The sequence below is a fragment of the Litorimonas sp. WD9-15 genome (assembly GCF_050271975.1).
Lineage (GTDB): Bacteria > Pseudomonadota > Alphaproteobacteria > Caulobacterales > Maricaulaceae > Litorimonas.
In genome coordinates, this window is the sequence record NZ_CP189850.1 from 1,779,806 (window position 1) to 1,802,954 (window position 23,149).

Annotated in this window: 29 protein-coding genes; 22 read left to right on the forward strand and 7 right to left on the reverse strand. The window is 52.5% G+C overall.

Annotated features, from left to right (window positions below):
* The first annotated feature begins 29 nt into the window (after positions 1 to 29).
* The 5 genes from ACP9M6_RS08340 (at position 30) to ACP9M6_RS08360 (ending at position 5,843) form a co-directional block, all read left to right on the forward strand.
* Complete coding sequence (locus tag ACP9M6_RS08340) at positions 30 to 2,132, forward strand: DUF3857 domain-containing protein (protein ID WP_427450163.1); 2,103 nt, start codon at positions 30 to 32, stop codon at positions 2,130 to 2,132.
* Positions 2,133 to 2,274: 142 nt separating this feature from the next.
* Positions 2,275 to 3,132 carry an alpha/beta hydrolase gene (locus tag ACP9M6_RS08345; RefSeq protein WP_427450165.1) on the forward strand — a complete coding sequence of 286 codons (858 nt, stop codon included), beginning with the start codon at positions 2,275 to 2,277 and terminating at the stop codon, positions 3,130 to 3,132.
* Complete coding sequence (locus ACP9M6_RS08350) at positions 3,129 to 3,917, forward strand: PhzF family phenazine biosynthesis protein (RefSeq protein WP_427450166.1); 789 nt, start codon at positions 3,129 to 3,131, stop codon at positions 3,915 to 3,917. The genes ACP9M6_RS08345 and ACP9M6_RS08350 overlap by 4 nt, the downstream gene beginning before the upstream one ends.
* 78 nt (positions 3,918 to 3,995) lie before the next feature.
* Positions 3,996 to 4,622 carry an RDD family protein gene (locus ACP9M6_RS08355; RefSeq protein WP_427450168.1) on the forward strand — a complete coding sequence of 209 codons (627 nt, stop codon included), beginning with the start codon at positions 3,996 to 3,998 and terminating at the stop codon, positions 4,620 to 4,622.
* Positions 4,623 to 4,703: 81 nt separating this feature from the next.
* Positions 4,704 to 5,843: an acyltransferase family protein gene (locus tag ACP9M6_RS08360; RefSeq protein ID WP_427450170.1), complete on the forward strand. Its 1,140-nt coding sequence runs from the start codon at positions 4,704 to 4,706 to the stop codon at positions 5,841 to 5,843.
* On the opposite strand, the gene ACP9M6_RS08365 is transcribed toward ACP9M6_RS08360, so the two are convergent.
* On the reverse strand, positions 5,800 to 6,219 hold the full coding sequence (locus tag ACP9M6_RS08365) for a BLUF domain-containing protein (protein ID WP_427450172.1): 420 nt from the start codon (positions 6,217 to 6,219) through the stop codon (positions 5,800 to 5,802). The two genes, ACP9M6_RS08360 and ACP9M6_RS08365, sit on opposite strands and share 44 nt — an antisense overlap.
* Positions 6,220 to 6,371: 152 nt before the next feature.
* Here ACP9M6_RS08365 and ACP9M6_RS08370 point away from each other — a divergent pair, with 152 nt between their 5' ends.
* From ACP9M6_RS08370 to ACP9M6_RS08400, 7 genes are all read left to right on the forward strand, one after another.
* A complete protein-coding gene (locus ACP9M6_RS08370; protein ID WP_427450173.1) occupies positions 6,372 to 6,584 on the forward strand; it encodes a hypothetical protein in 213 nt (70 codons plus the stop codon).
* Positions 6,585 to 6,775: 191 nt separating this feature from the next.
* Positions 6,776 to 7,285: a phosphoglycerate mutase family protein gene (locus ACP9M6_RS08375; protein ID WP_427450175.1), complete on the forward strand. Its 510-nt coding sequence runs from the start codon at positions 6,776 to 6,778 to the stop codon at positions 7,283 to 7,285.
* Entirely contained in the window at positions 7,282 to 7,884 is a 603-nt protein-coding gene (locus tag ACP9M6_RS08380; protein WP_427450176.1) for a hypothetical protein, read from the forward strand. Before ACP9M6_RS08375 ends, ACP9M6_RS08380 begins: the two co-directional genes overlap by 4 nt.
* On the forward strand, positions 7,881 to 9,776 hold the full coding sequence (gene thiC, locus ACP9M6_RS08385; RefSeq protein ID WP_427450178.1) for a phosphomethylpyrimidine synthase ThiC: 1,896 nt from the start codon (positions 7,881 to 7,883) through the stop codon (positions 9,774 to 9,776). The genes ACP9M6_RS08380 and thiC overlap by 4 nt, the downstream gene beginning before the upstream one ends.
* Before the next feature lie 71 nt (positions 9,777 to 9,847).
* A complete protein-coding gene (locus tag ACP9M6_RS08390) occupies positions 9,848 to 11,002 on the forward strand; it encodes a S41 family peptidase (protein WP_427450181.1) in 1,155 nt (384 codons plus the stop codon).
* A gap of 148 nt (positions 11,003 to 11,150) precedes the next feature.
* Positions 11,151 to 11,531 (forward strand): VOC family protein, encoded by a 381-nt coding sequence (locus tag ACP9M6_RS08395; RefSeq protein WP_427450183.1) that lies wholly within the window; start codon positions 11,151 to 11,153, stop codon positions 11,529 to 11,531.
* 15 nt (positions 11,532 to 11,546) lie between these two features.
* Entirely contained in the window at positions 11,547 to 11,999 is a 453-nt protein-coding gene (locus ACP9M6_RS08400; protein ID WP_427450185.1) for a DUF3995 domain-containing protein, read from the forward strand.
* Here ACP9M6_RS08400 and ACP9M6_RS08405 read toward each other — a convergent pair.
* Entirely contained in the window at positions 11,971 to 12,501 is a 531-nt protein-coding gene (locus ACP9M6_RS08405; RefSeq protein ID WP_427450186.1) for a hypothetical protein, read from the reverse strand. The genes ACP9M6_RS08400 and ACP9M6_RS08405 overlap by 29 nt on opposite strands.
* A gap of 669 nt (positions 12,502 to 13,170) precedes the next feature.
* Between ACP9M6_RS08405 and ACP9M6_RS08410 the strand changes: the two genes are divergently transcribed.
* Complete coding sequence (locus tag ACP9M6_RS08410) at positions 13,171 to 13,602, forward strand: BLUF domain-containing protein (protein WP_427450188.1); 432 nt, start codon at positions 13,171 to 13,173, stop codon at positions 13,600 to 13,602.
* Here ACP9M6_RS08410 and ACP9M6_RS08415 read toward each other — a convergent pair.
* Together ACP9M6_RS08415 and ACP9M6_RS08420 are read right to left on the reverse strand one after the other, a co-directional pair.
* Complete coding sequence (locus ACP9M6_RS08415) at positions 13,599 to 13,877, reverse strand: SemiSWEET transporter (RefSeq protein ID WP_427450190.1); 279 nt, start codon at positions 13,875 to 13,877, stop codon at positions 13,599 to 13,601. The two genes, ACP9M6_RS08410 and ACP9M6_RS08415, sit on opposite strands and share 4 nt — an antisense overlap.
* 14 nt (positions 13,878 to 13,891) lie before the next feature.
* Positions 13,892 to 14,182: a SemiSWEET family sugar transporter gene (locus ACP9M6_RS08420; RefSeq protein ID WP_427450192.1), complete on the reverse strand. Its 291-nt coding sequence runs from the start codon at positions 14,180 to 14,182 to the stop codon at positions 13,892 to 13,894.
* A gap of 58 nt (positions 14,183 to 14,240) precedes the next feature.
* Here ACP9M6_RS08420 and ACP9M6_RS08425 point away from each other — a divergent pair, with 58 nt between their 5' ends.
* The 5 genes from ACP9M6_RS08425 (at position 14,241) to ACP9M6_RS08445 (ending at position 17,692) form a co-directional block, all read left to right on the forward strand.
* The gene (locus ACP9M6_RS08425) at positions 14,241 to 15,554 is read left to right on the forward strand and encodes a PA0069 family radical SAM protein (protein ID WP_427450194.1); all 1,314 of its coding nucleotides are present in this window, start codon (positions 14,241 to 14,243) and stop codon (positions 15,552 to 15,554) included.
* A 123-nt stretch (positions 15,555 to 15,677) separates the two neighbouring features.
* Entirely contained in the window at positions 15,678 to 16,445 is a 768-nt protein-coding gene (locus ACP9M6_RS08430; protein WP_427450195.1) for a hypothetical protein, read from the forward strand.
* 225 nt (positions 16,446 to 16,670) lie between these two features.
* Positions 16,671 to 16,880 carry a cold-shock protein gene (locus tag ACP9M6_RS08435; RefSeq protein WP_427454771.1) on the forward strand — a complete coding sequence of 70 codons (210 nt, stop codon included), beginning with the start codon at positions 16,671 to 16,673 and terminating at the stop codon, positions 16,878 to 16,880.
* Positions 16,881 to 16,976: 96 nt separating this feature from the next.
* A complete protein-coding gene (locus tag ACP9M6_RS08440) occupies positions 16,977 to 17,393 on the forward strand; it encodes an MAPEG family protein (RefSeq protein ID WP_427450197.1) in 417 nt (138 codons plus the stop codon).
* 8 nt (positions 17,394 to 17,401) lie between these two features.
* Positions 17,402 to 17,692: a DUF1330 domain-containing protein gene (locus tag ACP9M6_RS08445; RefSeq protein ID WP_427450199.1), complete on the forward strand. Its 291-nt coding sequence runs from the start codon at positions 17,402 to 17,404 to the stop codon at positions 17,690 to 17,692.
* Here ACP9M6_RS08445 and ACP9M6_RS08450 read toward each other — a convergent pair.
* Positions 17,670 to 18,335, reverse strand: a complete 666-nt coding sequence (locus ACP9M6_RS08450; RefSeq protein ID WP_427450201.1) for a S1 family peptidase — start codon at positions 18,333 to 18,335, stop codon at positions 17,670 to 17,672. The two genes, ACP9M6_RS08445 and ACP9M6_RS08450, sit on opposite strands and share 23 nt — an antisense overlap.
* Positions 18,336 to 18,393: 58 nt before the next feature.
* Between ACP9M6_RS08450 and ACP9M6_RS08455 the strand changes: the two genes are divergently transcribed.
* Both ACP9M6_RS08455 and ACP9M6_RS08460 read left to right on the forward strand, forming a co-directional pair.
* On the forward strand, positions 18,394 to 18,885 hold the full coding sequence (locus ACP9M6_RS08455; protein ID WP_427450202.1) for a thioredoxin family protein: 492 nt from the start codon (positions 18,394 to 18,396) through the stop codon (positions 18,883 to 18,885).
* Positions 18,886 to 18,893: 8 nt separating this feature from the next.
* Positions 18,894 to 19,577: a metal-dependent hydrolase gene (locus ACP9M6_RS08460; protein WP_427450204.1), complete on the forward strand. Its 684-nt coding sequence runs from the start codon at positions 18,894 to 18,896 to the stop codon at positions 19,575 to 19,577.
* On the opposite strand, the gene ACP9M6_RS08465 is transcribed toward ACP9M6_RS08460, so the two are convergent.
* Complete coding sequence (locus ACP9M6_RS08465; RefSeq protein WP_427450206.1) at positions 19,574 to 20,917, reverse strand: DNA polymerase IV; 1,344 nt, start codon at positions 20,915 to 20,917, stop codon at positions 19,574 to 19,576. The two genes, ACP9M6_RS08460 and ACP9M6_RS08465, sit on opposite strands and share 4 nt — an antisense overlap.
* Positions 20,918 to 21,125: 208 nt before the next feature.
* Between ACP9M6_RS08465 and ACP9M6_RS08470 the strand changes: the two genes are divergently transcribed.
* Together ACP9M6_RS08470 and ACP9M6_RS08475 are read left to right on the forward strand one after the other, a co-directional pair.
* The gene (locus tag ACP9M6_RS08470) at positions 21,126 to 21,497 is read left to right on the forward strand and encodes a response regulator (RefSeq protein ID WP_427450208.1); all 372 of its coding nucleotides are present in this window, start codon (positions 21,126 to 21,128) and stop codon (positions 21,495 to 21,497) included.
* Between the two features lie 4 nt (positions 21,498 to 21,501).
* Positions 21,502 to 22,863: a PleD family two-component system response regulator gene (locus ACP9M6_RS08475; protein WP_427450209.1), complete on the forward strand. Its 1,362-nt coding sequence runs from the start codon at positions 21,502 to 21,504 to the stop codon at positions 22,861 to 22,863.
* 70 nt (positions 22,864 to 22,933) lie between these two features.
* Here the strand turns inward: ACP9M6_RS08475 and rpmG are convergent, their stop codons facing one another.
* On the reverse strand, positions 22,934 to 23,101 hold the full coding sequence (gene rpmG, locus ACP9M6_RS08480; RefSeq protein ID WP_427450211.1) for a 50S ribosomal protein L33: 168 nt from the start codon (positions 23,099 to 23,101) through the stop codon (positions 22,934 to 22,936).
* Positions 23,102 to 23,149 lie beyond the last annotated feature (48 nt).

Sequence of the window (23,149 nt, forward strand, 5' to 3'; positions counted from 1 at the left end):
GTCTTCGTCTATCCGTTTAAACCCTGTTTATGGGACAGGGACTGAAACGCGGCGTCATCTATTTGGCGTTATTTTTACTTTGCATATTATCTGCAAACATAGGCCAAGCGCAGTCCGTAACGGATCATGCCAAAATTGCGCCGCCGCCAGATTGGGTGGAACTTCAAGACAGTCCACCCGGTGAATTCGAGGCGGCCTCCCGTTTGAAAATTGCTTACCGCCTGACGAGCTTTCAGAAGCGCGTTGGAAAGACGGAGCAGGAGAGGTATCGTCACTTTATTATGGACCTGCTGACGACGGGGGCGGTTGAGGATAATGGGACCATTTCAATCGGTTTCGATCCGGGCTATCAATCCATAATTTTCCACCATATCCACGTTGTGCGCGATGGTATCGTGAGTGATCGTCTTGATTTTGATGATTTCGAAATTTTTCGGACTGAGACGGATAGAGATAAACTCATTTATAATGGTCGTCTGACATTGAGTTTGAGTTTAACCGATCTTCGGGCCGGGGATAAGTTGGATTATTCTTACACGGTGTCAGGTAAAAACCCGGGCTTGGGGGAGGGGTTTTTTCAAAGTCAAATCCAAGAATATGCGTCACCCGAACAACGTATTCATTCAATATTACGGGTGGAGGATGGGCTGCCTGTCTATACGAAATTGCATCTAGGCGCGGTTGAGCCACGGATCACCCGGCAAGATAATGGCGTCACGATTGTCAGCTATATTCGCGATGATGTGCCTGCTTTTGTTGCAGATGACGATGTTCCCAAGTGGAGCTATAGTTATCCCATTCAAGAAATCTCCAGCTATGATAACTGGTCTGATGTCGGCAATGTTTTTGCGCCCTATTACATCCGCAGTCAATCGGATGAGATCAAAAGAATTGCCGCCGATATTCGGGCCGAGACAGCGGATGCGGGCGCACAAGCCCGTGCGGCGCTGGATTATGTCCAACGCAATATTCGATATTTGGGGTTAGAGATGGGGCAGAGCGGTTACAAACCGCGTGCGCCTGATCTGGTGTTAGACAGAAAATTTGGAGACTGTAAGGACGTCACGCTTTTACTCCTCTCACTCCTTCAGGAACTTGGGGTTTCTGCAGACCCTATGCTTGTGTCTACAGATGAATTGGGGGGTGTTTTTGATGCGCTTCCCAATCATGCCGCGTTTGATCACGTTGTGGTTTTGGCAAATATTGCGGATCAATTCTATGTCATGGACCCAACACGCTCACCACAATTGGGCGATATCGACCATTATGCGCAGGATGCATACGGAAGAGGACTTCTCCTGCGTGAGGATAATTCAGCGGTGATTGACCTGCCGGACAGTCTGCCGGAGTGGACGAAAGATTTTACCGATAGTTTTGATCTGATTTCTGATCCTGACACCATCACCTTCACAAATGTTCTGAAATATGTTGGCGAACAGGCCGATAGTACCGTGGATTGGGTCAATGGTGACGGTATGGCTGCAGTTGAGAAGGCGCTGCTTGATTATTACCGCGATATTTACCCGACCATTGAAGTGGCCGAGGAGATGCAGTTGATCACGGATGAGGAAAAGGCGATTGCGACCCTGAAAACAGGTTTCAAAATTCCCGAAGCCTGGACCGAAAATGCGGAAGAGAACCGGAAGACATTTCGCGCATCACCCTATGAGCTTAGAGCCGATTTTCCTAAATTTAACGGGGCAGACCGGGTCACTGATTTCGCCCTCGAATATCCCGTAAGAACTCGTCATACGGTCGAATATCTTGCCAATGATGACTATGATTTTGATGATGATAAATATGAGTTTGAGGGAGAGGCCTTTTCCTATCTTGAACTGAATGAGTGGAATAAAGACGGGAATACGATTTACCGAGAAACCTATAGTTACCGCACCAAAAAAGATCACATCAATCTCGCCGATGTCAAAACAGATATGGCCGCGATCAATAAGGCCCGCGACCGGATGGGTATGACGGTTTATACAAGTTTGAACCCCAACGCTGATAATGCATCAATCAGTGGTGACTGGGAAATCCCGCAATCTCTTAAAGGCGCTATTTCAATCCTTTTATTGGCAATTTTGGCTTTTATGCTACGCCTGATCTTCCGCAAACCGCAGGTGGACAGTTAATAATTACAGCCCTGTCATTTGACCTGCGTATGATCCTGACTCACACGTTCTCTAAGATCAGAAAATATGTGTTTTGGTGAAACGTCCTTTTAGATTGGGGCGTAGTTAGGCAGAAGCAAAACAAACCTCTGGAAAGAGACTGATGAAAACGAAATTATCCCTAGTCCTGGCATCTGCCTTTGCGCTGGCCGCCTGTGCACCTGTGGCTATCCTCAATGGAATTACGCCGGCTTCGACCTTTGATCGGACAAAGAATGTGTCCTTTGGCACGGGCGAACGTGATGTTATGGACATTTACCGCGCGGATGAACCAAAGGCGGATGCACCTGTCCTCATGTTCGTGCATGGCGGGTCTTGGGATAGCGGATCGAAGGACATTTATAAGTTCCTCGCGGAGGGTTTCACCAAATCTGGGTATGATATCGTTGTTCCGAATTACACGCTTTACCCCGAGGCGAAATTTCCGAACTTCCTGAATGATAATGCGCGTGCTGTCGCCGAGACTGCGAAGACGTTTCCGGACCGGAAAATCGTTCTGATGGGTCACTCTGCGGGGGCGTATAACGTCCTCATGTTGGCCCTGCGGGATGAGTATTTGAGGAATGCCGAAGTAAAGCTATGCGAGACTGTCGCGGGCGTTGTCGCTTTAGCTGCGCCAACCGGAATTGTTCCGCTAGAAAGCGAACGCCTGATAGAGATTTTCCCGGACCGTTTTACAGGTGAGGACGCTGCGCTAAATAATGTGACGAGCCCGACGCCACCACTTTTTCTGGGCCACGGCGAGTCTGATACGACCGTCTATCCCAAAAATTCGCAGGCGCTCGCAGAAAAAGTCATAGCAAGAGGCGGTGAGGCCGTCGTCGAAGTCTATCCGGGCCAAAGCCATACAGATGTCGTCAAAGTCCTCTCTCGCCATTTTGATGGTGATACAAATTTGAAATCGGACATCGTAAAATTTATTGATAGCCTGCCATCCTCTGACCGCAATCATTGTAAGTGACGGAACTCTCACTTTATCAGGTTGACGCTTTCGCCACGCAAGTGTTCGAAGGCAACCCTGCTGCCGTTATTGTCTTAGATAGATTCCTAGATGATTCGGTAATGCAGTCGATTGGCGCTGAAAACAATCTAGCTGAAACAGCCTTTTGCGTCCTGCGCGAAGACGGAGAATACGACCTGCGTTGGTTCACCCCAAGCGTGGAAATCGACTTTTGCGGCCACGCGACAATTGCGACCGCGCATGTGTTGAAAGAAGCATTGAATCTCTCCGACCCGTTTGTGTTCCACGCGAAAATTGGGCGGCTCAGGGTTAGGGTGGACGATCCGGATTATGTGTTGGAAGCCCCGATTGCCGAAGCCAAAGAGGTGGAGCTATCGGTTGCCATGCGTCAGGCATTCCCCATGCCGCTCTCGGCGGCATTTGAGGCGGGACCAAACTTATATGTGGTGGCAGAGACAGTCGCCGATATCGTCAACTTCAAACCTGATTTTTCCGCTATCCTGCCGCTTTCAAATCACGGTGTGGGCCTGACCGCCGCAGGGCAGGGTGATTATGATTTCACCTCCCGTTTCTTTGTGCCTGCAGAAGGCATTGATGAGGACGCCGTTACGGGGTCGGCACACGCAGCACTGGGCCCGTATTGGGGGAATATTTTGGGCAAGCGCAAAATGCTCGCCCGCCAAGCCAGCCCCCGTGGGGGTGATTTAAAGGTCAGTGTTAAAGCCGACCGCGTCGAAATTGCAGGGCCTGCTGTGACCTATCTTCGGGGCACGATTTTAATTTAAGAGGTTGATTAACCCTCTCTTGCCACTGTTTTTAAATCTTAAACGATTACTCTTGACCCTAGTTGAGGGAGCTTAGTCATGTCATTTGGAAAACGTCAATCTGGATTGGCGCCTGCAAATCGGAATATGACGACTGCGACGGCCTCGGCCTATAGTCATGGCGCAAGCTCAGGCTATGCAGGGTATAATCCACAAAATATTACGACACAGACGGCACCGTCTACGAGTTCGCGTGGTGACATGACTGTGAATGTAGCTCGCGTGCGCCCGGCTGTTTGGATGCGATATATCTCGGCGATAATTGATTTCACGATCCTTGTCATTCTGACATTTGTTTTGATGTTCGCGCATGAAATGATGTCAGGGCAAACGCCACGTGTTGAGCAAGGCGGTCTCCTAACGCTGATGTTGATCCTCTTATGGGTTGGTTACGGCATCATCCTGGAAAGCTCGTCTTGGCAGGGAACTGTTGGGAAAAAAGCGACGGGCCTGATTGTCACAGATAATTATGGTGAGCCATTGGGGCTGGGCAAAGCGGCTCTGCGGGGCCTCGGCAAAATTTTATCCGGCATCGTGCCATTCTATATTCCCTATATCATAACCCATCACACAAAGCATAAGCAGGCCCTGCATGACTTGATGGCGGGAACGCGTGTCTATCGTCGTTCTGATGCGGGCGAAGATGCGGGTTATTATTTCGAGTAAGGCTTTCACCGCGCCACATATAGTATTGCGCTGCGCGTAACGCTAAGACCCTCCTCATGTTACGACAGATCGGAGGGTGACATGAGTATTGAAACGTCACCTCAATTGCCGCGGCGATTGGACAATATTCAAGCCCTGCGCGGTGTCGCGGCACTGTCCGTTTTATTCTACCACCTCGCGCTGTTCATCCGGGACGGCATTTTCACTGGACAGTCCGGCTTTCCGGCAGGTCCCTGGGATCAGGGCTGGGCAGGCGTTGACTTGTTCTTTGTTGTTTCCGGCTTCATTATGGTGTGGACGACGCGTGATATTGCACCGTCCATCAGGTCCTCAGCGGATTTTCTCTGGCGTCGTGTGACCCGCATTTATCCGCTCTGGTGGATATGTGCCGGTATTATGCTGGTTTATTTCATGCTGGCTTACAATATGCCTGCCGCGCCCGACCGGGTGTCCGGACCCGGAGAGGCTTGGGCCTATGCGTTGAAATCTTTCGCCCTGTTTCCCCAAGAAAATCCGCCCCTTTTGGGATTGGGTTGGACCCTCATCCACGAAATGTGGTTCTATTTGGTCTTCACTGTGATTTTAGTGTTGCCCAAGAAATATTTAATCCCGGCGCTTCTTCTTTGGGCGTTTGCAACAATGATTCATTACGCTTTCTCAGGCGCTATTGAGGCGGAGCAAGCGGTTCGTAAACTGATCACCAGTCCCCTAAACTTGGAATTCATAGGCGGCGCTATTGTTGCTTGGATGCTGCTGAACCGTCCGCCCGTTTCCCAACACATGGGACGTGCGATCTTCTTGGTCGGTTTGGCTTGGCTCACATTGGCTATGGTTTTTAACATCCGCTTTGCCGCAGAAGATCATCATCTCATCCGGACGGTTATATATGGTCCTGCCATGATTTTCTTAGTCTGGGGCAGTACGGTACTGGCTTTGTCAGGAGGCGTTTCCGTCCCGAAATGGCTGATCCAGTTAGGCGATTGGTCTTACGCACTTTATCTCATTCATTATATCGTGTTGATCGCGATGAAGCGGGGCTTGGAAGAGCTTGGGTTGAGTAACATGCTCGGAGGCGGCGGTCTCGCGATTATTATTTTCAGCCTTGCCGCAATCGCGTTCAGCTTGATCGCGTCGGGTGTCTTACACACCCTTGTCGAACGCCCGTTAATTCGGTGGTTCAGGCGGCGGAAATCCCGTTCACCCGTGCAAATGTCCGGCTGATAGTTCTTAATTCTTCGCTGGGTTCAGTGGGCAAAGCCTCGGGCATGGATATGGCCGAAAGGTCAAAGGCCTCTCCCCCGTCACTGGCGTTGCGATATCCCATTGACCATTCCGGAAATTCCCGTTTTTCCGCCATGCGTTGAAGGAGGACAATGAGATTGGTCACGCGATTATCCTTTTGGATTTTGTCATACAGAACTTCCACGTCTTCCTTTTGACCTTCAAGAACTTGCAGGACTGAACCGTCTTTACAGAGCAGCATGCCTGTAATGTTACGGGCTTCGTTTGCGACGGCAGATTTTTTAGCGATCTCTGCCAAATCCTGACAGGAGACAGTGCTTTGGAGTGCGCAAGTATAGATCAGTTGGAAAATCACGTATGAGATCTTTCAAAATTATAGGTCGGTCCCACACCGGAGAACTCGTCTAGCAACTAGATGTGAATGTTCGGTTACGAACACCGAATTCGATTGCGATAAATGATTGTTTTCGGGGTTGCGACACCGGTTTGTGTGCTCCAATCAAAGGTGTGAACGGACAAAACTCATTTCTGGCGGCCCTCTTTCTCGTCCTCTATTCTGCTGTCATCGGTCTGACATGTTTGATCATAGCCATGAGCCTTCTTCAATTGACCACTGAGTTACGGATTGAACTCTTGGCCCTTGCGCCGGGTTTTACCTTGGGTTTCGCAGCCATGGGCGCGCTTTTTCTCTGGTTGCGGCATTGCGATAAGCGCAGCTGAACCTTGCGCATCCGCGGAACTTCTGTCACGAACATGATTGACCGAGGGGCGCCTGACCAGATTTGAGTCGGGCCGAGACGTACCCTTTGAACTTGATGCCGGAAGCTCTAACAGGCGACGGACGTAAGGACGGTGTCTTTCCACAAGAGGGTCTTGTGCGGGCATCCTCCAGATAAGAGGATTGACGCGCCATGTTAAAGCTACTGATACGTTTATTTGCGTTGCTCTGTGTCGCCGTGCTGGCTGCGTGCTCCGATATTGCCGCTGATCCCGCGCTGGAAGTCTATTTGGTCCGCCATGCGGAGAAGACGACGGAACAGACCGACCCCGGCCTGACCGAGGCTGGAAAGGCGAGGGCGGAGCTGTTGGCCGAAAAACTGACCGATGCGGGCATCGACCGCATACATTCCAGCGATTATGTCCGCACCCGCGATACCGCAGCGCCGCTGGCGAAGCGGTTGGGGCTGGATGTCGAACTCTACGACCCGCGCGACCTCCCAACACTCGCCGCGCAACTCCAGGCCGAAGGCGGCACACATCTCGTCGTCGGCCACAGCAACACGACGCCACAACTGACGGAATTACTCGGCGGAGATGGCGGAGCGCCGATTGTTGAGGCCACGGAATATGACCGGCTTTACCGCGTGAGTGTCGATGCTGACGGTGAGGTCACGAGTGAGTTGATACGGTTTGGGGAATGACCGCTGTGATGATTAATGCAGATGTTATGTCCTTGGTAGAAGCCGAGCTTCATAGTGGCGAACGTTTGCTGTGGGCGGACAAGAGCCGGAAAATGGCAATGACCATTTTAGAAAAAGGAATTGTTGGGTTTTTAGTCTTTTGGCTTTTCATGGTTGCGCTTATAACTTTACCAACTTTTTTTTCGGGTTCGGAGACATTTAAAATAACCGTGAACGATGTGCCAAAAACTGTAGGTTTGAAAGAGTACTTACTCTTTTTATCTATTTTCCCTATTTTTGGATTTGGAATGTTGGCTTTTGTTCTTGCCGTAGTAAAAATTAGAACGGGTCAGGTCTACGCAGTTACAAATCAAAGAAGTATCTTGATTTCAAAATTTATCATGTGCCGCGTTTCTAGCATCTTTCATGGGCAGATAAATCGAATTGAGCGGTCTGGGAAGTCTGATTTCGGGACTATTGAATTTGTAACATCCGAATCTCGATCATTTTTTTTCAGAGGCATGAATTTACTTCAAATGCGAGCCTTTTCCGGAATCGAAAATCCTAAACATGTCGAAGCGCTTTTAATTACGCTTAAAAAAGAAGAAGAAAACCTATGAACAAGCCCGTCAACCAATCCGAGTTCCAAACGCCCGAAGTCACGACCGGTGCGCTGCCGGCCTCGACCAAGATCTATACGCATCCGAAAGCCGACCCGACGCTGTCCGTTCCGCACCGTTCTATCGCGCTGCACCCGACGGCAAATGAGCCGCCCGTGCCCGTCTATGACACGTCCGGTCCATATTCGGATGAGAGTGTCACGATTGATGTGGAGAAGGGCCTCGCGCGGCCCCGCACAGACTGGGTGCTGGAACGCGGCGGCGTGGAATTTTACGAGGGCCGCGATGTTAAGCCCGAAGATAATGGCGGCGCGACGGGCCGCTTCCTCGCCCGTGAGTTTCCGGTCAAAAACCAACCCCTGCGCGGCGTCGGTGACGCCCCCGTCACACAATATGAATTCGCCAAAGCGGGAATCATCACGAAAGAGATGATCTATGTCGCCGAGCGCGAAAATCTCGGGCGGCAGGCACAACTCGACGAGGCCCAAGCCCGTGTCGATGCGGGCGAGAGCTTTGGCGCGGAGATCCCCGCCTTTGTCACGCCGGAATTCGTCCGCAGCGAGATCGCCCGCGGCCGCGCCGTCATCCCGTCCAATATCAACCATCCGGAGTTGGAGCCGCAAATCATTGGTCGCAATTTCCTCGTGAAAATCAATGCCAATATCGGCAACTCCGCCGTGGCAAGCTCTGTCGAGGAAGAGGTCGAGAAGATGGTCTGGGCGACGCGTTGGGGTGCGGACAACGTCATGGACCTGTCCACGGGCCGCAACATCCATAACACGCGCGAATGGATCATCCGCAATTCGCCCGTGCCCATCGGGACGGTGCCGATTTATCAGGCGCTGGAAAAGGTCAACGGTGTCGCCGAAGACCTGACCTGGGAAATCTACCGCGATACGCTGATCGAACAATGCGAGCAGGGCGTGGATTATTTCACCATCCATGCGGGCGTGCGCCTCGCCTATATCCATCTAACGGCGAACCGCGTTTGCGGCATCGTTTCGCGCGGTGGCTCGATCATGGCGAAATGGATGCTGGCCCGTCACGAGGAGAGCTTCCTCTATACAAAATTCAGTGAGATTTGCGACATCATGCGCGCCTATGACGTGACGTTCAGCCTCGGGGACGGCCTCCGCCCGGGCGCGGTTGCAGACGCCAATGACCGCGCGCAATTTGCGGAACTGGAAACACTCGGTGAGCTGACGCAAATCGCGTGGAAAAAGGGCTGCCAAGTTATGATCGAAGGCCCGGGCCACGTCCCGATGCACAAGATCAAGGTCAATATGGAGAAGCAACTCCGCGAATGCGGCGAAGCCCCGTTCTACACGCTCGGGCCGCTGACAACGGATATCGCGCCGGGTTATGACCATATCACGTCGGGCATTGGCGCGGCGATGATCGGCTGGTTCGGGACCTCCATGCTCTGCTACGTCACGCCGAAAGAACATCTCGGCCTGCCGGATCGCGACGATGTCAAAGTCGGCGTGATCACCTATAAACTCGCCGCCCACGCCGCCGACCTCGCCAAAGGCCATCCGGCCGCGCAAATTCGCGACGATGCCCTCTCCCGGGCAAGGTTCGAATTCCGCTGGGAAGATCAATTCAACCTCGCCCTCGACCCCGAAACGGCGAGAGATTACCACGACCAAACCCTCCCCAAAGACGCACATAAAACCGCGCATTTCTGCTCCATGTGCGGCCCAAAGTTCTGCTCCATGGAGATTACGCGGGAAGTGCGGGAATATGCGGCAGGGTTGAGCGATAATGAACGCGCCGCGCTTTATCCGGATGAGGCTCAAGCTGGCATGGATGAGATGTCCGAGAAGTTTAAGGAACTTGGCGGGGAGATTTATCTCAGCGAGGACGGCACGCAACGCGAGCCGATTGACTGATTTTTTTTCAATTTAATTTTATAGTTCGAAATCGCTTGTCGTTCGATCAGAAAACATCAAGGAGTTTCAACATGCGGACTTTAGTGTTTTTTTGCCTGTTTGTTTTGTCTGCCTGCGCCACTATAGCTGAGGATGATCCACGCCTTGAAAAATATGAAATTTTTGGGACAGTTTTAGGGCAAATTTCTAAGAACTATATTGGTGAAACTGATTGGATTAATGATGATTACTTTGATGAAGTCAGTACATCTGAAAAAGATTTGCCTACGTTAATACATGACGCTGTTGCAAGGCTCGACCCCCGAAGTGAGTATATTGAAAAGGATCGTTTTCGAGCTTTGAGATTAAATAGTTCTAGTGACGATGCTGACATTGGTTTGAGCATAATGGTTGCCGATGAAAAGTATTTTGTTTCCAGAGTAAGGACAAATTCACCGGCTGCTCGAAATAACATTCTTCCCGGTGATCAAATTCTTGCGATTAATGAGAAGATTGTTTCGAGGTTAAAGGGTTTGGGAATAGCACAAAGCTTAAGGGGTGAACCCGGAAGTGAAGTTTCGGTGCGTTTTGAACGGGGCGGTGTTGGACGAACAATAAAATTCACTCGCGAAATAAATACAGAAAAAAATGTAACTTTCCATCGCAAAGATAACGTCGTAGTTGTTCAAATTAGAAGTTTTAACAGTTCAACTGTTGAGGATGTTAGTCCTTTATTAAAAATTCTAAACGCGTCTCCAGATGGTCCTTTAGAGAGCCTTATTATTGATCTAAGAGGAAATGGTGGAGGCCTCCTAGTCTCATGCTCTGATATGGCAGACTTATTTTTGGACGGGGGTGAGATTTTCTATACTCAAGGTCGAGGTATCAAAAACATTAAAAAATACACTGCGGAAAAAGGCGATGTAATGCAGGAGCGGCCTATCATTATTGTAGTAAATGAGTTCACTGGATCAGGCGCTGAGCTCTTTACATTGTCGATGCAAGCGCGAAATCGAGCGATTATTGTGGGTGAACAAACCGCAGGGAAAGGAGTTGTACAAACAGTGATTCCGATAGATGGCGGGCGCTACGGAGCATTGAAGATTACTTCCGAAAAGATGTTTGTCGCAAATGGTGTCGGTATTGACGGAATTGGGGTTGTGCCGGATGTTGCGAGTTCCGGTTTTGATGATCAAGTATTGATGAAGGCCTCACAAATCGCTTTATCAGGCAACGTATCGAGATAATATTATTGCAGGACACAAGAGTGGGAAAGGCATTGAACTCGGTCTCGCTTCGCTCTGGTTAGAATCCAATTTTAATCCCAAATTCTCGCACCTTGCTAAATTACAGGTTTTTAGTCATGCTCTCCCGACCCAGACAGGAGCCCAAACCATGATCGGATACATAACCCTGGGAACTTCAGACATCGCACGCGGAGCGGCCTTCTACGACGCCATCGCCGCTGAAATGGACACGCCCCGCATGATGGGGTCGGAGGAGGATGGGTTTATCGCGTGGGGCAAACCGGGGGATAAGGCCGGGCTGTCCATTATTCATCCGCATGACGGCAATCCCATGTCCGTCGGGAATGGCAGTATGGTGGCGTTACTGGCCAATGACCAAACCCATGTGAAACGGATTTACGATCTGGCGCTCTCGCTGGGCGGAACCTGCGAAGGTGAACCGGGACTACGCGGCGGCGGGTTTTATGCGGCCTATTTCCGGGATTTGGACGGGCATAAGCTCAACGCCTTTTGCATGGGCGCGAGTTAGGCTCGGCGATAATCTGTGACGCTCCTCTCCCAAATCACGGCGGCTATTCTGCTTCTCATCGCGCTGTTCCATTTGCTTTGGGGGATTAACGTTTATTGGCCCGCCAAAGACGAAGCCAGCCTCGCGCGGGCTGTGGTCGGAGCGAAGGGCATTACGCAAATGCCGAATTTCTGGGCCTGTAGTTTCGTTACTGTGGCTTTGTTGATTGGGGCGGTGATTGTCTTGAGCCTTGGCGGAGCCGTGCGTTTGGCGTCCATCCCCATCTGGATATTCCAAATTTTGGGAGCAGGGTTTGCCTTGGTTTTGCTGGCGCGCGGTATTATCGGCTTCACGCCATTTTGGGCGGGTATCACCCCGGAAGAGCCGTTTCTTACGCTCAACCGCCTTTATTACTCACCCCTTTGCCTTGCGCTGGGCGCATCGGTCGTGACGCTGCTTATCAGGTCTCGTTTTTATAATTCGCTTTAAACGTCCCGCAGCTGTCCTTCGGTGCTTGGACGTCCATGCCTGACACAATGCGCCACCCGTCATCCATCTTGGTCATTGTGAATTGATTGACGCCGCATCCGACGCGTTTGCCGTCCACGTCAATCACAAAAGGAGCCCAGACGGTGGCGAGTTTTCCGAAACGCTCGACCTTCATCTCAAATAGCTCTTCATGGGCGTAGCCGACCTCTAACGTGCCGACCCAGTCGCGCCAGCGGGGCAGGCCGTCTCTGGCGATTGTGCCTTCGGGGCGTAAGCGGAGAAGGGTTCCACCCTCCGCGAAGACCGCATCCACCATATCCGTATCGCCGCGATACATGGCGACCATCATGGAATAGGCCGTGTTTTCGGGCGTGGAGAGATCAAGCGCGGCGGTCGCATAATCGGGAGCAGCCACGCGAGGTTTATCTGCCGCTGATGGCTGTTTTGAACAGGCCGAAAGCAGTAAAACCGCGAGAGTCAGGCTAAGGCTATATCGTTTCATGTCTTTTACACTCTGTCTTTTCGGGGCGGTTTAAGGCCGCTCAACTTAATCCGCATATATAGCGGACTGAGACATAAGTGAAATCAGGGTATTAGACCCCATTCCAAGAGAATGATCCCCGGTTTTCCGTTTGCCCCTATATTCAAACTCGTTCTTTCGGACATGGGACAGGCAAGAGATCGTTGGCTTTCTGGTATCGAAGGACGGTGTGCTTAGAAGCATTCGGTAACGCGGATGTGGAGGAGCCCAGCCGCGAGCGCCTGACGGGTTTAGACACCCGCAGTCAAGTAAGGCCGCCGTTGGAGACGCACCGCCGTGTGGCGGCGTATTTGGCGTGAGCTAAATATGCAGAGTGCAGGGCTTTGTCGCTTAAAGACCGACAAAGCTGAGATTTGGAAGATGTAACGGTATCGCCGACCTCTCCTCAGACCTCATGCGCTTGGCCTTCGTGTAAAACATTTCTATCTTTGGTCTCCATCACGGAGGTCACCACGCGGACGTCCCGCTTTTATATCTTTGGCTGTCACCCACGTTGAAATCAAAATTTCAACCGGGGCAGCGGGGGATGGCGCTTGTTCTGAAGGCTCGCAATTTATCGAAAGCCGGATTAATATTTGAGTAACCCTATTTCCCCACATCTTTGAAACAGGGCGGCGTTAAAGTAGCGGTGTGTCAATTTCTCAATATATCTATACCTCGACCTGTGCGGACGAGATGACGCCGAAAATGGCCTATCAGGTTTCGAGCCAGAGCGTCTCGATTTGTGAGCAGTTGCAGATTACGGGTCGCGTCTTTGCCAATCGGCAACAGGCGTTGGCCATTACGGAGGGGCCGACGGATATCGTCTATAAATATTTTCAGGCGGTGAAATCCGACCCGCTTGTCCAGACCATCCTTCTTCATGTGGACCGTCCGGTCGAGGCGCGCGAATTTGAGGATTACTCCGTCTGGCTAAACCTCGGCATCGGATTTGAATTTGGGGAGAAGGTGCGGAAACTGTCGCCTGGCACAGTGCATCTGGCCCTGCCGGATAATCCTTCACCGCGATTGCGGATTATGGCCGAGGCCTATCTGGATGATGATATGCTGATTGCGGGCTAGCGAATTGCGTTGCGGGACGCCCAGCGCTCTCGCGCCGTGACCGTGAAGATGATGACGGCCAGCGTCAGGGTGACAGCATTGGCCGCGACGACTGGAAAGGCCTGAATGAACAGGCCGTAGATGAGCCAGCACGCGACACCGAGTGTAAAGGCGGCATACATCAGCAAGCTGATTCCGTCCGTGCGACCCGTACGAATGACGAGCCAAGCCTGTGGAATGAAGGACAGGGATGTCAAAATGGCGGCGACATAGCCGAGCAATGTGATGTGATCCATGATGCGGGTCCTCGTCAGGCTGTCGCCGGGTGGGTTTGGGACCGCTTAGACAATCTACCCCGCGCCGTCATCGTCAGAATGAGAGAGGCGAGGGAGAGCGTCACGACATTGGCGCAGATCAGTGGCCAACTCGTGACGAGAAGGCCATAGGTCAACCAGCAGACCTTCCCCGTCGTTAGCATGGAATACATGACGAGGCTGATTCCCGCCGTCTCACCCGTGCGCAGGATGAGCAGGGCCTGGGGGAAGAAGGAGAGCGATGTCAGGATCGCGGCGGCAAAGCCGAAGAGTTCAATATGTGTCATGTGTCGGAAGGTAAGGATGCCGCGCGGGTTCGAGAACACAGCTTCGGGAAGCCAAGCTATGCAAAAATGGGACGATGATTTTGTCGTGCGCACAGGGGGTCATCCGATTTGCTGGCAATCGGTGCAACTCAAAACGACTTACCCACAGCCGCGTCGAAATCCGGCTTTGCGAACAAGGAATAAAATCCTATATCTGTCTCAATTGATCCTCTTGGGCCTTTGCGGATCATATCTCTCTTTTCGGAGTCCCGCCATGGCCCAACCGCATATTCTGTCATTCAAACCGCAATCCCGTGATATCGCTCTGCGAGAAAAGGGGCGGGGCACGCGCTGGAACGCTTCGGGCCGGTATGAGCCGGAAAGTCGCGAGCAAACGGATGAGGATTGGGACGCCTTGCCGGAGGAGGACCGGACACGCCGCCGCACAACGGTCACGCCGGAATTCCCAAAGACGATCATCAATAAAATCCGCTCGCCCTACGTCGCTATGACGCGGTCGATCAATCCTTATCGCGGCTGCGAACATGGTTGCTCTTATTGTTTTGCGCGGCCCACCCACGCCTATCACGGCCTCTCGCCGGGGTTGGATTTCGAGACGAATCTCTTTGCCAAGCCTGGCGCGGCGGAACTGCTGACGGCGGAATTATCGCGCCCAAGATATAAGGTCATCCCGATCCAGATCGGGACGAATACCGACGCCTACCAGCCCGTCGAACGGGAACAGCGCATCATGCGCGGGATTGTGCAGGTCCTGCATGATTTCAATCATCCGGTCTCCATCCTAACGAAAAATGCGCTGGTCCTGCGCGATCTCGATCTCCTGACGCCGATGGGCGCAAAGAATATCACGCGGGTCATGATGTCTATCACAACGCAGGATCGACACCTCGCCCGCGCGATGGAGCCCCGGACTTCGACGCCGGATAAGCGTTTTGACGCCATCCGCCAGCTGTCAGAGGCCGGAATTCAGACGGGTATCATGCTCGGCCCTATGATCCCGGGTCTGAACGATAGCGAGCTGGAAGGCATCATGGCGCGGGCGGCGGATAACGGGGCGACGTTCTCGGCTTTCACAATCCTCCGCCTGCCGCAGGAAGTCGCGCCGATTTTCAAAGAGTGGCTGGAGACTTACGCACCCAACCGCGCACGCCGCATTTTGCATCATATCCATGTCATGAATAACGGTCGTGACTATGACCCATCTTGGGTGAGGGTTGCCGAACCGCGTACGCCATTCGCGCAACTCATCACGCAACGCTATCGCATGGCACAACGGAAATACGACATCATCCCGCGAGAAGACCGTCAACCATTGAACCGCAGTCTTTTCCGCGTGCCAAGCCATGTGAGCGGCCAGGGTGAGTTGTTCTAAATTGCACCTCACATTGCTTTCACATCTCTTTCACGGCCAGTTGAAAGGACGTGACATGTTTTTCTGATCGGATGGGCCTAACCGCACGCTCGCATTCAACGTCATTAATTAGAGAGAGACATCATGCGTTCCACCTTCAAAACTGCCATTTTCACGGCAGCCCTTCTTAGTTTCGCGTCCGGCGCACAGGCCGGTATTTTCGATAAAACACCCGCTGATGGATCGGGCGTCTATGTGTCCGGCTTTGTTGGGGGAGCTTTTCCGTTTGATGCCGATTTTGAGGGTACGCAGCAGCCTGCGGCGGGCGTACCCGGTGCAGCGGGTGCAAATGCCGATGTTGGCGCTAATCTTGATTCAGATGTTTATTACGGTGCAGCAGTCGGCGGGCGCTTACCGTTTAAATTTCTGAATGTCTTCCAACCTCGTTTAGAACTGGAAATAAGCCATTTCGAGTCGGACGTTGATGGCGGGAACTTCAATGGTGGAAATCAGACCTTCTCTGGTCAGCAATCTCAGACTTTCTATCTCATCAACTCTTACAATGACATTCGTTGGAAAGATAATCAGCGCGTTGTGCCTTATATTGGCGGCGGTATCGGCTTGGGCGTGGTTGACTCCGACATTCAGTATTTCCCGAATAACGGCGTCGCAACTGCGCCAACTTTTGCCGCTCAAGGGCAGGATACAGGCTTTGCAACGGTTTCAGCTGCAGGTGTAACGCTGAATGCGACTGAGAAATTCGATGTCTTCGTTGAGGGTCGCTACTTCAAAACATACGGTATTGACGCAGAGCGCCGTTTTATTGCCAATGGAAATGATGGATTTAATGCAGACCTGGATGATGATCCGGATGGATTGACACTCACGGTTGGAACACGGGTGAAGTTTTAGGCTCAGGATGGGCGTGGCTGTGACTGTCACATAAACTTGTCTTGTGTTTCGATGGCATCACGCCCATATGGCCAATATCGAGAATAGGCCTGACGACCCGGCCAGCCTAGGTGAGGCTTCGTCCGCACCGAACTGAGTGAGATTTGATTTCCCTTTTTCGACTACCGCGTGGCCCAGTTGGTCGCGCACAATATGACGTGAAAGGAAAATTACATGTCCGACGCAATGCAGGCCGGTACGGTCAAATTCTTCAATACAACAAAAGGCTTCGGCTTTGTTCAGCCCGAAGACGGAAGTGGTGACGTGTTTGTTCATATCACAGCGCTTCAAAAGTCCGGTCTTCAAGGCCTGAACGAAGGCGATAAAGTTATGTTTGATACAGCTGTTAATCAGCGCACCGGCAAAACAGCCGTTGAAAATATCAACATGGCATAAGGCTAACGCCTTTTACTGTTTGACGGGCCTGCACGGTTTTACCGTGCAGGCCTTTTTTTATTGGGCTAAGCTAAGCCGAAATTTGGGGAGATTGATATGACCGATAAAGCTTTTCTCGCACCGGTTCTGGCGCTCATTATCTGGACGTTGCTCATTTGGGTGCTGATGTATGCCCGTCGGATACCGGCGATGCAGAAAGCCAAAATTGCACCTGAGACCGCGAAATCACCGGATGGGTCTTGGAAACAAGATCTGCCGCTCTCGGTGCAGGCCTCCGCTCATAACTATAATCACCTCCTTGAGCAGCCGACGATTTTCTATGCTCTGATGTTCTATGCCACATTTGCGGGGCAGATTTCCTATCATCTGCATTATGCCGCTTGGGCCTATGTCGCGTTACGCGTCCTGCATAGTTTTGTGCAGGTCAGCGCGGGTAAGGTCATGCTCCGCTTCTCGCTCTTTTCTCTCTCGACCCTCGTGTTCTTTGCCATGGTCGTATTGGTCATCATCTAGGAGACGTTATGTCTATCTTCGTTTTTGCGTCTGCCGAATATACTGATAAGGCTGAGTATAATCGCTATGTTGAGCTCTCGACGCCGATTTTCATGCGCGAAGGTGTGAAAGTCCTTGGTAATGATGAGGCTGGCCGGTTCTCGGATATGCCAGGTGACAAAGCCGTATTACTGGAATTTCGCGACATGGATCATCTCAAGCACTTCTTCGCGCTACCGGATTATCAGGCCGCCGCAAAGCACCGCGATGCGGGTGCAGTTATGAGGACCGCCACATTCAGGAAGTTCCCGCAGCCTTAACGGCATCCCATACGGATGAGAGCGCAACGAAATCCGCACTCTCATCGGGGTCGCGATCATTATTGAGGTCTGCTGGACTATTCCGCGTGATGATGATGCCGATGGGTTGACCTGTCTTGGCGTCCAGAACGGGACCGCCGCTCATGCCTGTGACGACGGGTTCATCCGGCTCGAAAATATGCGCAATATATTGGCCTGGCATCCGTTGGTGGTAGACGCGGCCTGTCCGGCTCTCCATCGTGCGGCTGCCTGCCGGAAAGCCCTTCATGATAACGTTTTGTCCAATCACAGGGTCTGTGGGGCGAATTTCAGGTAGGTTGCAATCTACTAGCGCCGCATCCAGCCCATCGGGCCATTTAATGAACTGACCCGATGCGAAATCCGGCAGGTGGTCTTGCGCCTCGGTCAGGCAATGTCCCGCACTGATCCAGCCGCCCCAATGCCCGAACCAAGACGTGTAGCATTGGAAATGCTGCTGATTGTGAAAATAGCGACGGATATCCAATCCTGCATCGGAAGATGGCTGTCGCAATTCAGGCCGTATTCTCTCCTCTAAAACCGGAGGTGTCGGAACCGGTACGATTTTGGGACGCGTGATTGGCTCGGTTTTCTGAGGTCGACGGAAGAAGCGAAAGAATGACATGGGGATTTAGACCGCGCATTGCCCTTGCGCGCAACTAAAATCGGGTTAGCTTGTCGCTATGAAACTCCTATCCCTACTCCTCATTGCCGTCCTCGCTGTTGGCTGCACATCCTTCGCCGCGACGACGATTGCGTCTGCCGCAGAACACCCGGAAGCCCGACTCTTTGATGAGACCCGTGACGCCTCCGCTGACGTCGATGCGGCGCTAGCGCAGGGCATAGACGAAAGCAAAATTACGCTCGTTGTGATGGGCGCAAACTGGTGCCATGACAGCCGCGCACTGGCCGGATGGTTCACGCAGGACGAAGATATTATGGGCTTGCTAGACCGGAATTTCGTCGTGACCTATGTCGATGTTGGACAGAAAAATCGGAATATCGATATCGCACAACGGTTTGGCATTGAAAAAATTGTTGGCACACCGACCATGATTATGGTCGATTATGACGGTACGGTTCTAAATAAGGTCACAGCTGTCGATTGGCGCAATAGTGCCAGCCGATCCAAAGATGATATCATTCTGGAACTCGAAACTGTGGCGCTTTTCTAGCGATGTTTATGGGGCATTACGGTCCTGCGGTCTGGGACACGCAGCGCGGCAAGGGCACACCGCTCGTTCCGCTATGGGTTGGGTTTCTGGCTGTACAGTTCATCGATGTGGTCTTTGCGATCCTCGTTATTCTGGGCCTCGAGGGCGAAACACGGATGGTCGAGGGCGCGCCGCTTTTTACCATTCCTTACTCGCACAGTTTTCTGACGTCACTTGGGTGGGCTGCATTGGGCGGCGTTTTGTTCAAACTCTATCGCCAGAAATCAGGGGCGAAGGGATTTTGGGTTATCTTTGGGCTCGTCTTCTCGCATTGGGTACTGGACTTGATTGTGCATCGTCCTGATTTGCCATTATGGCCCGGGAGTTCGACTGAACTTGGCTTTAGTTTATGGAATGCGCCGCTCATCGCCTTTGCGATGGAAATTGGCCTCCTCACGGCAGCGTTTATTTTCTGGATGCGCGCGACCACTGGATCACGGAAGACTGAAGTCGGATTGGGACTGCTCTTCGCCTTTATGGTTCTGCTCCAGATTATATTTGTTCTCATTCCGGGATTTGAGGTCCAGGCGGGTACGTTTGACCCGAAGACTGGCCCGCAAGGCGTGACCTTGGGTGTGCTCATGCTGACCACATACACGATACTTTGTACTGCCGTGGCTTGGATTGAACGCGGGCGGACGCCGAAGCTCTAATCATCGACGCGAGGCTTGCTCGGCAGGCTTTCCGCGAGACTGCCGCGCGCTTCCTCACGGTCTTTCTGCAAGCGCAGACCGCGTCCGGTCTTCACAGCGTCCGTTCCGAATTTCGCGCGGGCAATGTCACTGGCACGTTCCGCCGCGCCGCGCTTGGCGGCTTTTTCGTCCAGCATATCGGCTACATCGCCCAGCGGTTCCGTCAGGCCCGAAATCCCCGCGCCGATCAGACGGTATTTTTTATATCCGTCCGCCTCGGCTTCCAGCAGTGGTTCAAGGGCCGCAAAGATGGCATCCGCGAGTTGGAGCGGATGCTGGAACGTCCGCCGCCGCGTGATGGATTTGAACGACGAGGATTTCAGTTTCAGCGTCACGGTCCGCCCAGCTAAATTTTTCGCTTTGCTCCGATCTGCCGTTTTTAGACAGACCTGCCAGAGCTTGTCCTTCAGCTTTTCCAGATCAGAAATATCTGTGTTGAATGTTGTTTCTGCCGAGACGGATTTCCGGTCACTCGTCGGATTGACTTTGCGGTAGTCCTCTCCGCGCGACAGCCTTGCGAGACGCAGCCCGTGATCGCCAAACCGTTCCGCCATCTGCCGATCCGTTTTCCGCCGCACATCGGCAATCGTCTTCAATCCCGCTTTTTCCAGCTTCGCTGCGAAAGCGGGACCAATGCCATAGATGAACCCAACCGATTGCTTGGCGAGAAACGCCTGCGCATCCTCCTCCCCCAGCACGGCAAAGCCATGCGGCTTGTCGAGGTCTGACGCCGTCTTGGCGAGGAACTTATTGTAGGACAGGCCGATGGAAACCGTCACACCGATCTCTCGCAACACATCATTCTGGAGTTTGATCAGGCTCTGGGCGGGTGTGCGGCCATGCAATCTTTCCGTGCCCGTCAGATCCAGAAACGCCTCGTCAATCGAGAGCGGTTCGACGAGCGGCGTCAGGGCCCGCATCATCTCCCGAATGCGCCCGCCTTCATAGGCGTATTTATCCATACTGCCTTTGACGACGGTCAGGTCAGGGCAGAGCTTGAGCGCTTGGAACATCGGCATTGCGGAGCGCACACCATATATCCGCGCGTGATAGCAAGCCGCCGAGACGACGCCGCGTTTTCCGCCGCCGACAACCACAGGCTTGTCGCGAATCGACGGATCATCCCGCTTTTCGACCGAGCAATAAAATGCATCGCAATCCACATGCGCGATGGAGAGCCGTCCCAATTCAGGATGTGCCAGAAAGCGCGACCCGCCGCAGCTCGCGCAGGTTTCAGCAGCAAGCAAAGCCGCACCGCAATCGCGACATAATCTGGATATATCTGTGACAGGGGTGGGCATGGCCTCTTTATAGAATCTTTACAATGTTCACTCAATGTTCTTTCTGTGGAAAGGCCTGCGGATAAGATTCGTGGTTAACCACAGGTAACCGGCAGGTACACTCCGATTTAAGGATATTCTGTCAGGGTCCGGTTATCAGAACAAGAACAGGTCACACGGGCTGAACGATGTGACCGTCAAGTTGGTGAAACGGGATATGCTTAGAAAAATGCCGAAGAAAGTCCTCATTGTCGAAGATAACGAGTTGAACATGAAACTGTTCACCGATCTGCTCGACGCGCATGGATATGAAACACGTCAGACCCGTGAGGGGCTGAAAGCGATTTCCATTGCGCGGAGTTTCAAGCCTGATCTCATCCTCATGGATATCCAGCTTCCCGAAGTCTCCGGACTCGAAGTCACCAAATGGATCAAGGACGATAAGGCACTGGCCGATATTCCGGTGATTGCTGTCACGGCTTTTGCCATGAAGGGTGACGAGAAACGCATCCGTGACGGGGGCTGCGAAGATTACATCGCCAAGCCGATCACTGTGTCGTCCTTCCTCGCCAAAGTGCGGAAATTCGCCGAAGCGGCATAAGGTCGTGTCCGCAAGAATTCTCGTCGTAGACGATCTCGCCCCGAATATTCATCTGCTGCAGGTCAAATTGCAGGCGGAGTATTATGACGTCCTGACCGCGCGCAGCGGTTATGAAGCCTTGGAAGTTGCGCAGTCCGAGCGGCTCGATCTCATTCTGATGGATGCGATGATGCCTGGCATGAACGGGTTCGAAGCCTGCCGCCGCATCAAGAATAATCCTGATACGTGGCACGTCCCTATTGTGATGGTGACGGCACTCGAAGAGACAAAGGACCGGATTCGCGGGCTGGAAGCCGGTGCGGATGATTTCATCACAAAGCCGATTGACGATTTCAATATGATGGCGCGTGTGCGTTCACTGCTGCGCCTGAAAATGGTGACGGACCAACTCCTGAGCCATACGGGCCATACGCTCTCCAATTCACGTAGCTTGCTGGAGACAATTGAGAAACAACGCGGGCGTATCCTTCTGGTCGATGACCATAAGCGCAATGCCGAGAAAATTTCCACGCCCTTGCGGGAGAAACATCAAATCGTCATTGAGAGTGATCCGGTGAAAGCGCTCCGTCTCGCAAAGACAGGTGTAGATGCAGTCATCGTGAGTTTGGTGGCCGACAGCTTCGATGGTTTGCGCGTCTGCGCCTCCCTGAAATTCAACGAGGAAAGCCGAGATGTCCCGATCCTCGTCATCGGTGATCCCGAAGATGAAACACGTTTCGTCCGCGCCTATGATATCGGCATAAATGATACGATCATGCGTCCGATTGAGGTGCAGGAATTGAATGCGCGGGTGCAGACTCTGCTGCGCCGGAAATTCTACGCTGATTCCCTGCGCGAGAACTTCAACGAGAATCTCGAAATGGTTGTGGCTGACCCGCTGACAGGTTTGGGTAATCGTCGCTATTTCGATCGTGCTGTGGAACCGCTTTTCGATGCGCTGGAAACCCGCGACACAGCGTTTTCCGTCATGGTGTTCGACATCGACCATTTCAAACGGGTCAACGATATCCTCGGTCATGACATGGGAGATCAGATTTTAAAGGAAACAGCAGCACGGCTCGTCACGAATATGCGCGCCGTAGATGTTGTTGCACGGTATGGCGGCGAGGAATTTATGATCGCGATGCCGGAAACGAAGCTTGGTGAAGCCTTAGTCGCCGCGGATCGGGTGAGGGCGCTGATCGCGGGCACACCCATCTTCGTGGATGGCGAAGCCCTACAAGTTACAACATCTGTCGGTGTTGCGGAAGCGGAGCCTGGAGAGAGCTTGCGCGACGTCTTCAAACGGGCAGATGATGCGCTCTATAAAGCGAAGCAATCCGGCCGGAACAAAGCTTTGCCAGCGGCAGTTCGTCAAGCGGCCTAATGAAAAAGCCGCCCCGGGAGGGACGGCTTTTTACGTGGGATAATCACCCAAACTCAAATCGAGTAGATCGTTACTTGATCTTGCCTTCTTTGAAGTCGACGTGCTTGCGCACGACGGGGTCGTACTTTTTCTTGACCATTTTTTCGGTCATTGTACGGGAATTCTTTTTGGTGACGTAGAAGTAACCAGTGCCTGCTGTTGAGTTCAGGCGGATTTTGATAGTGGTGGGCTTCGCCATGACGGGTAGTCCTCATTTACAGGTAAAACAGTTGCGCGCGGATAGGCG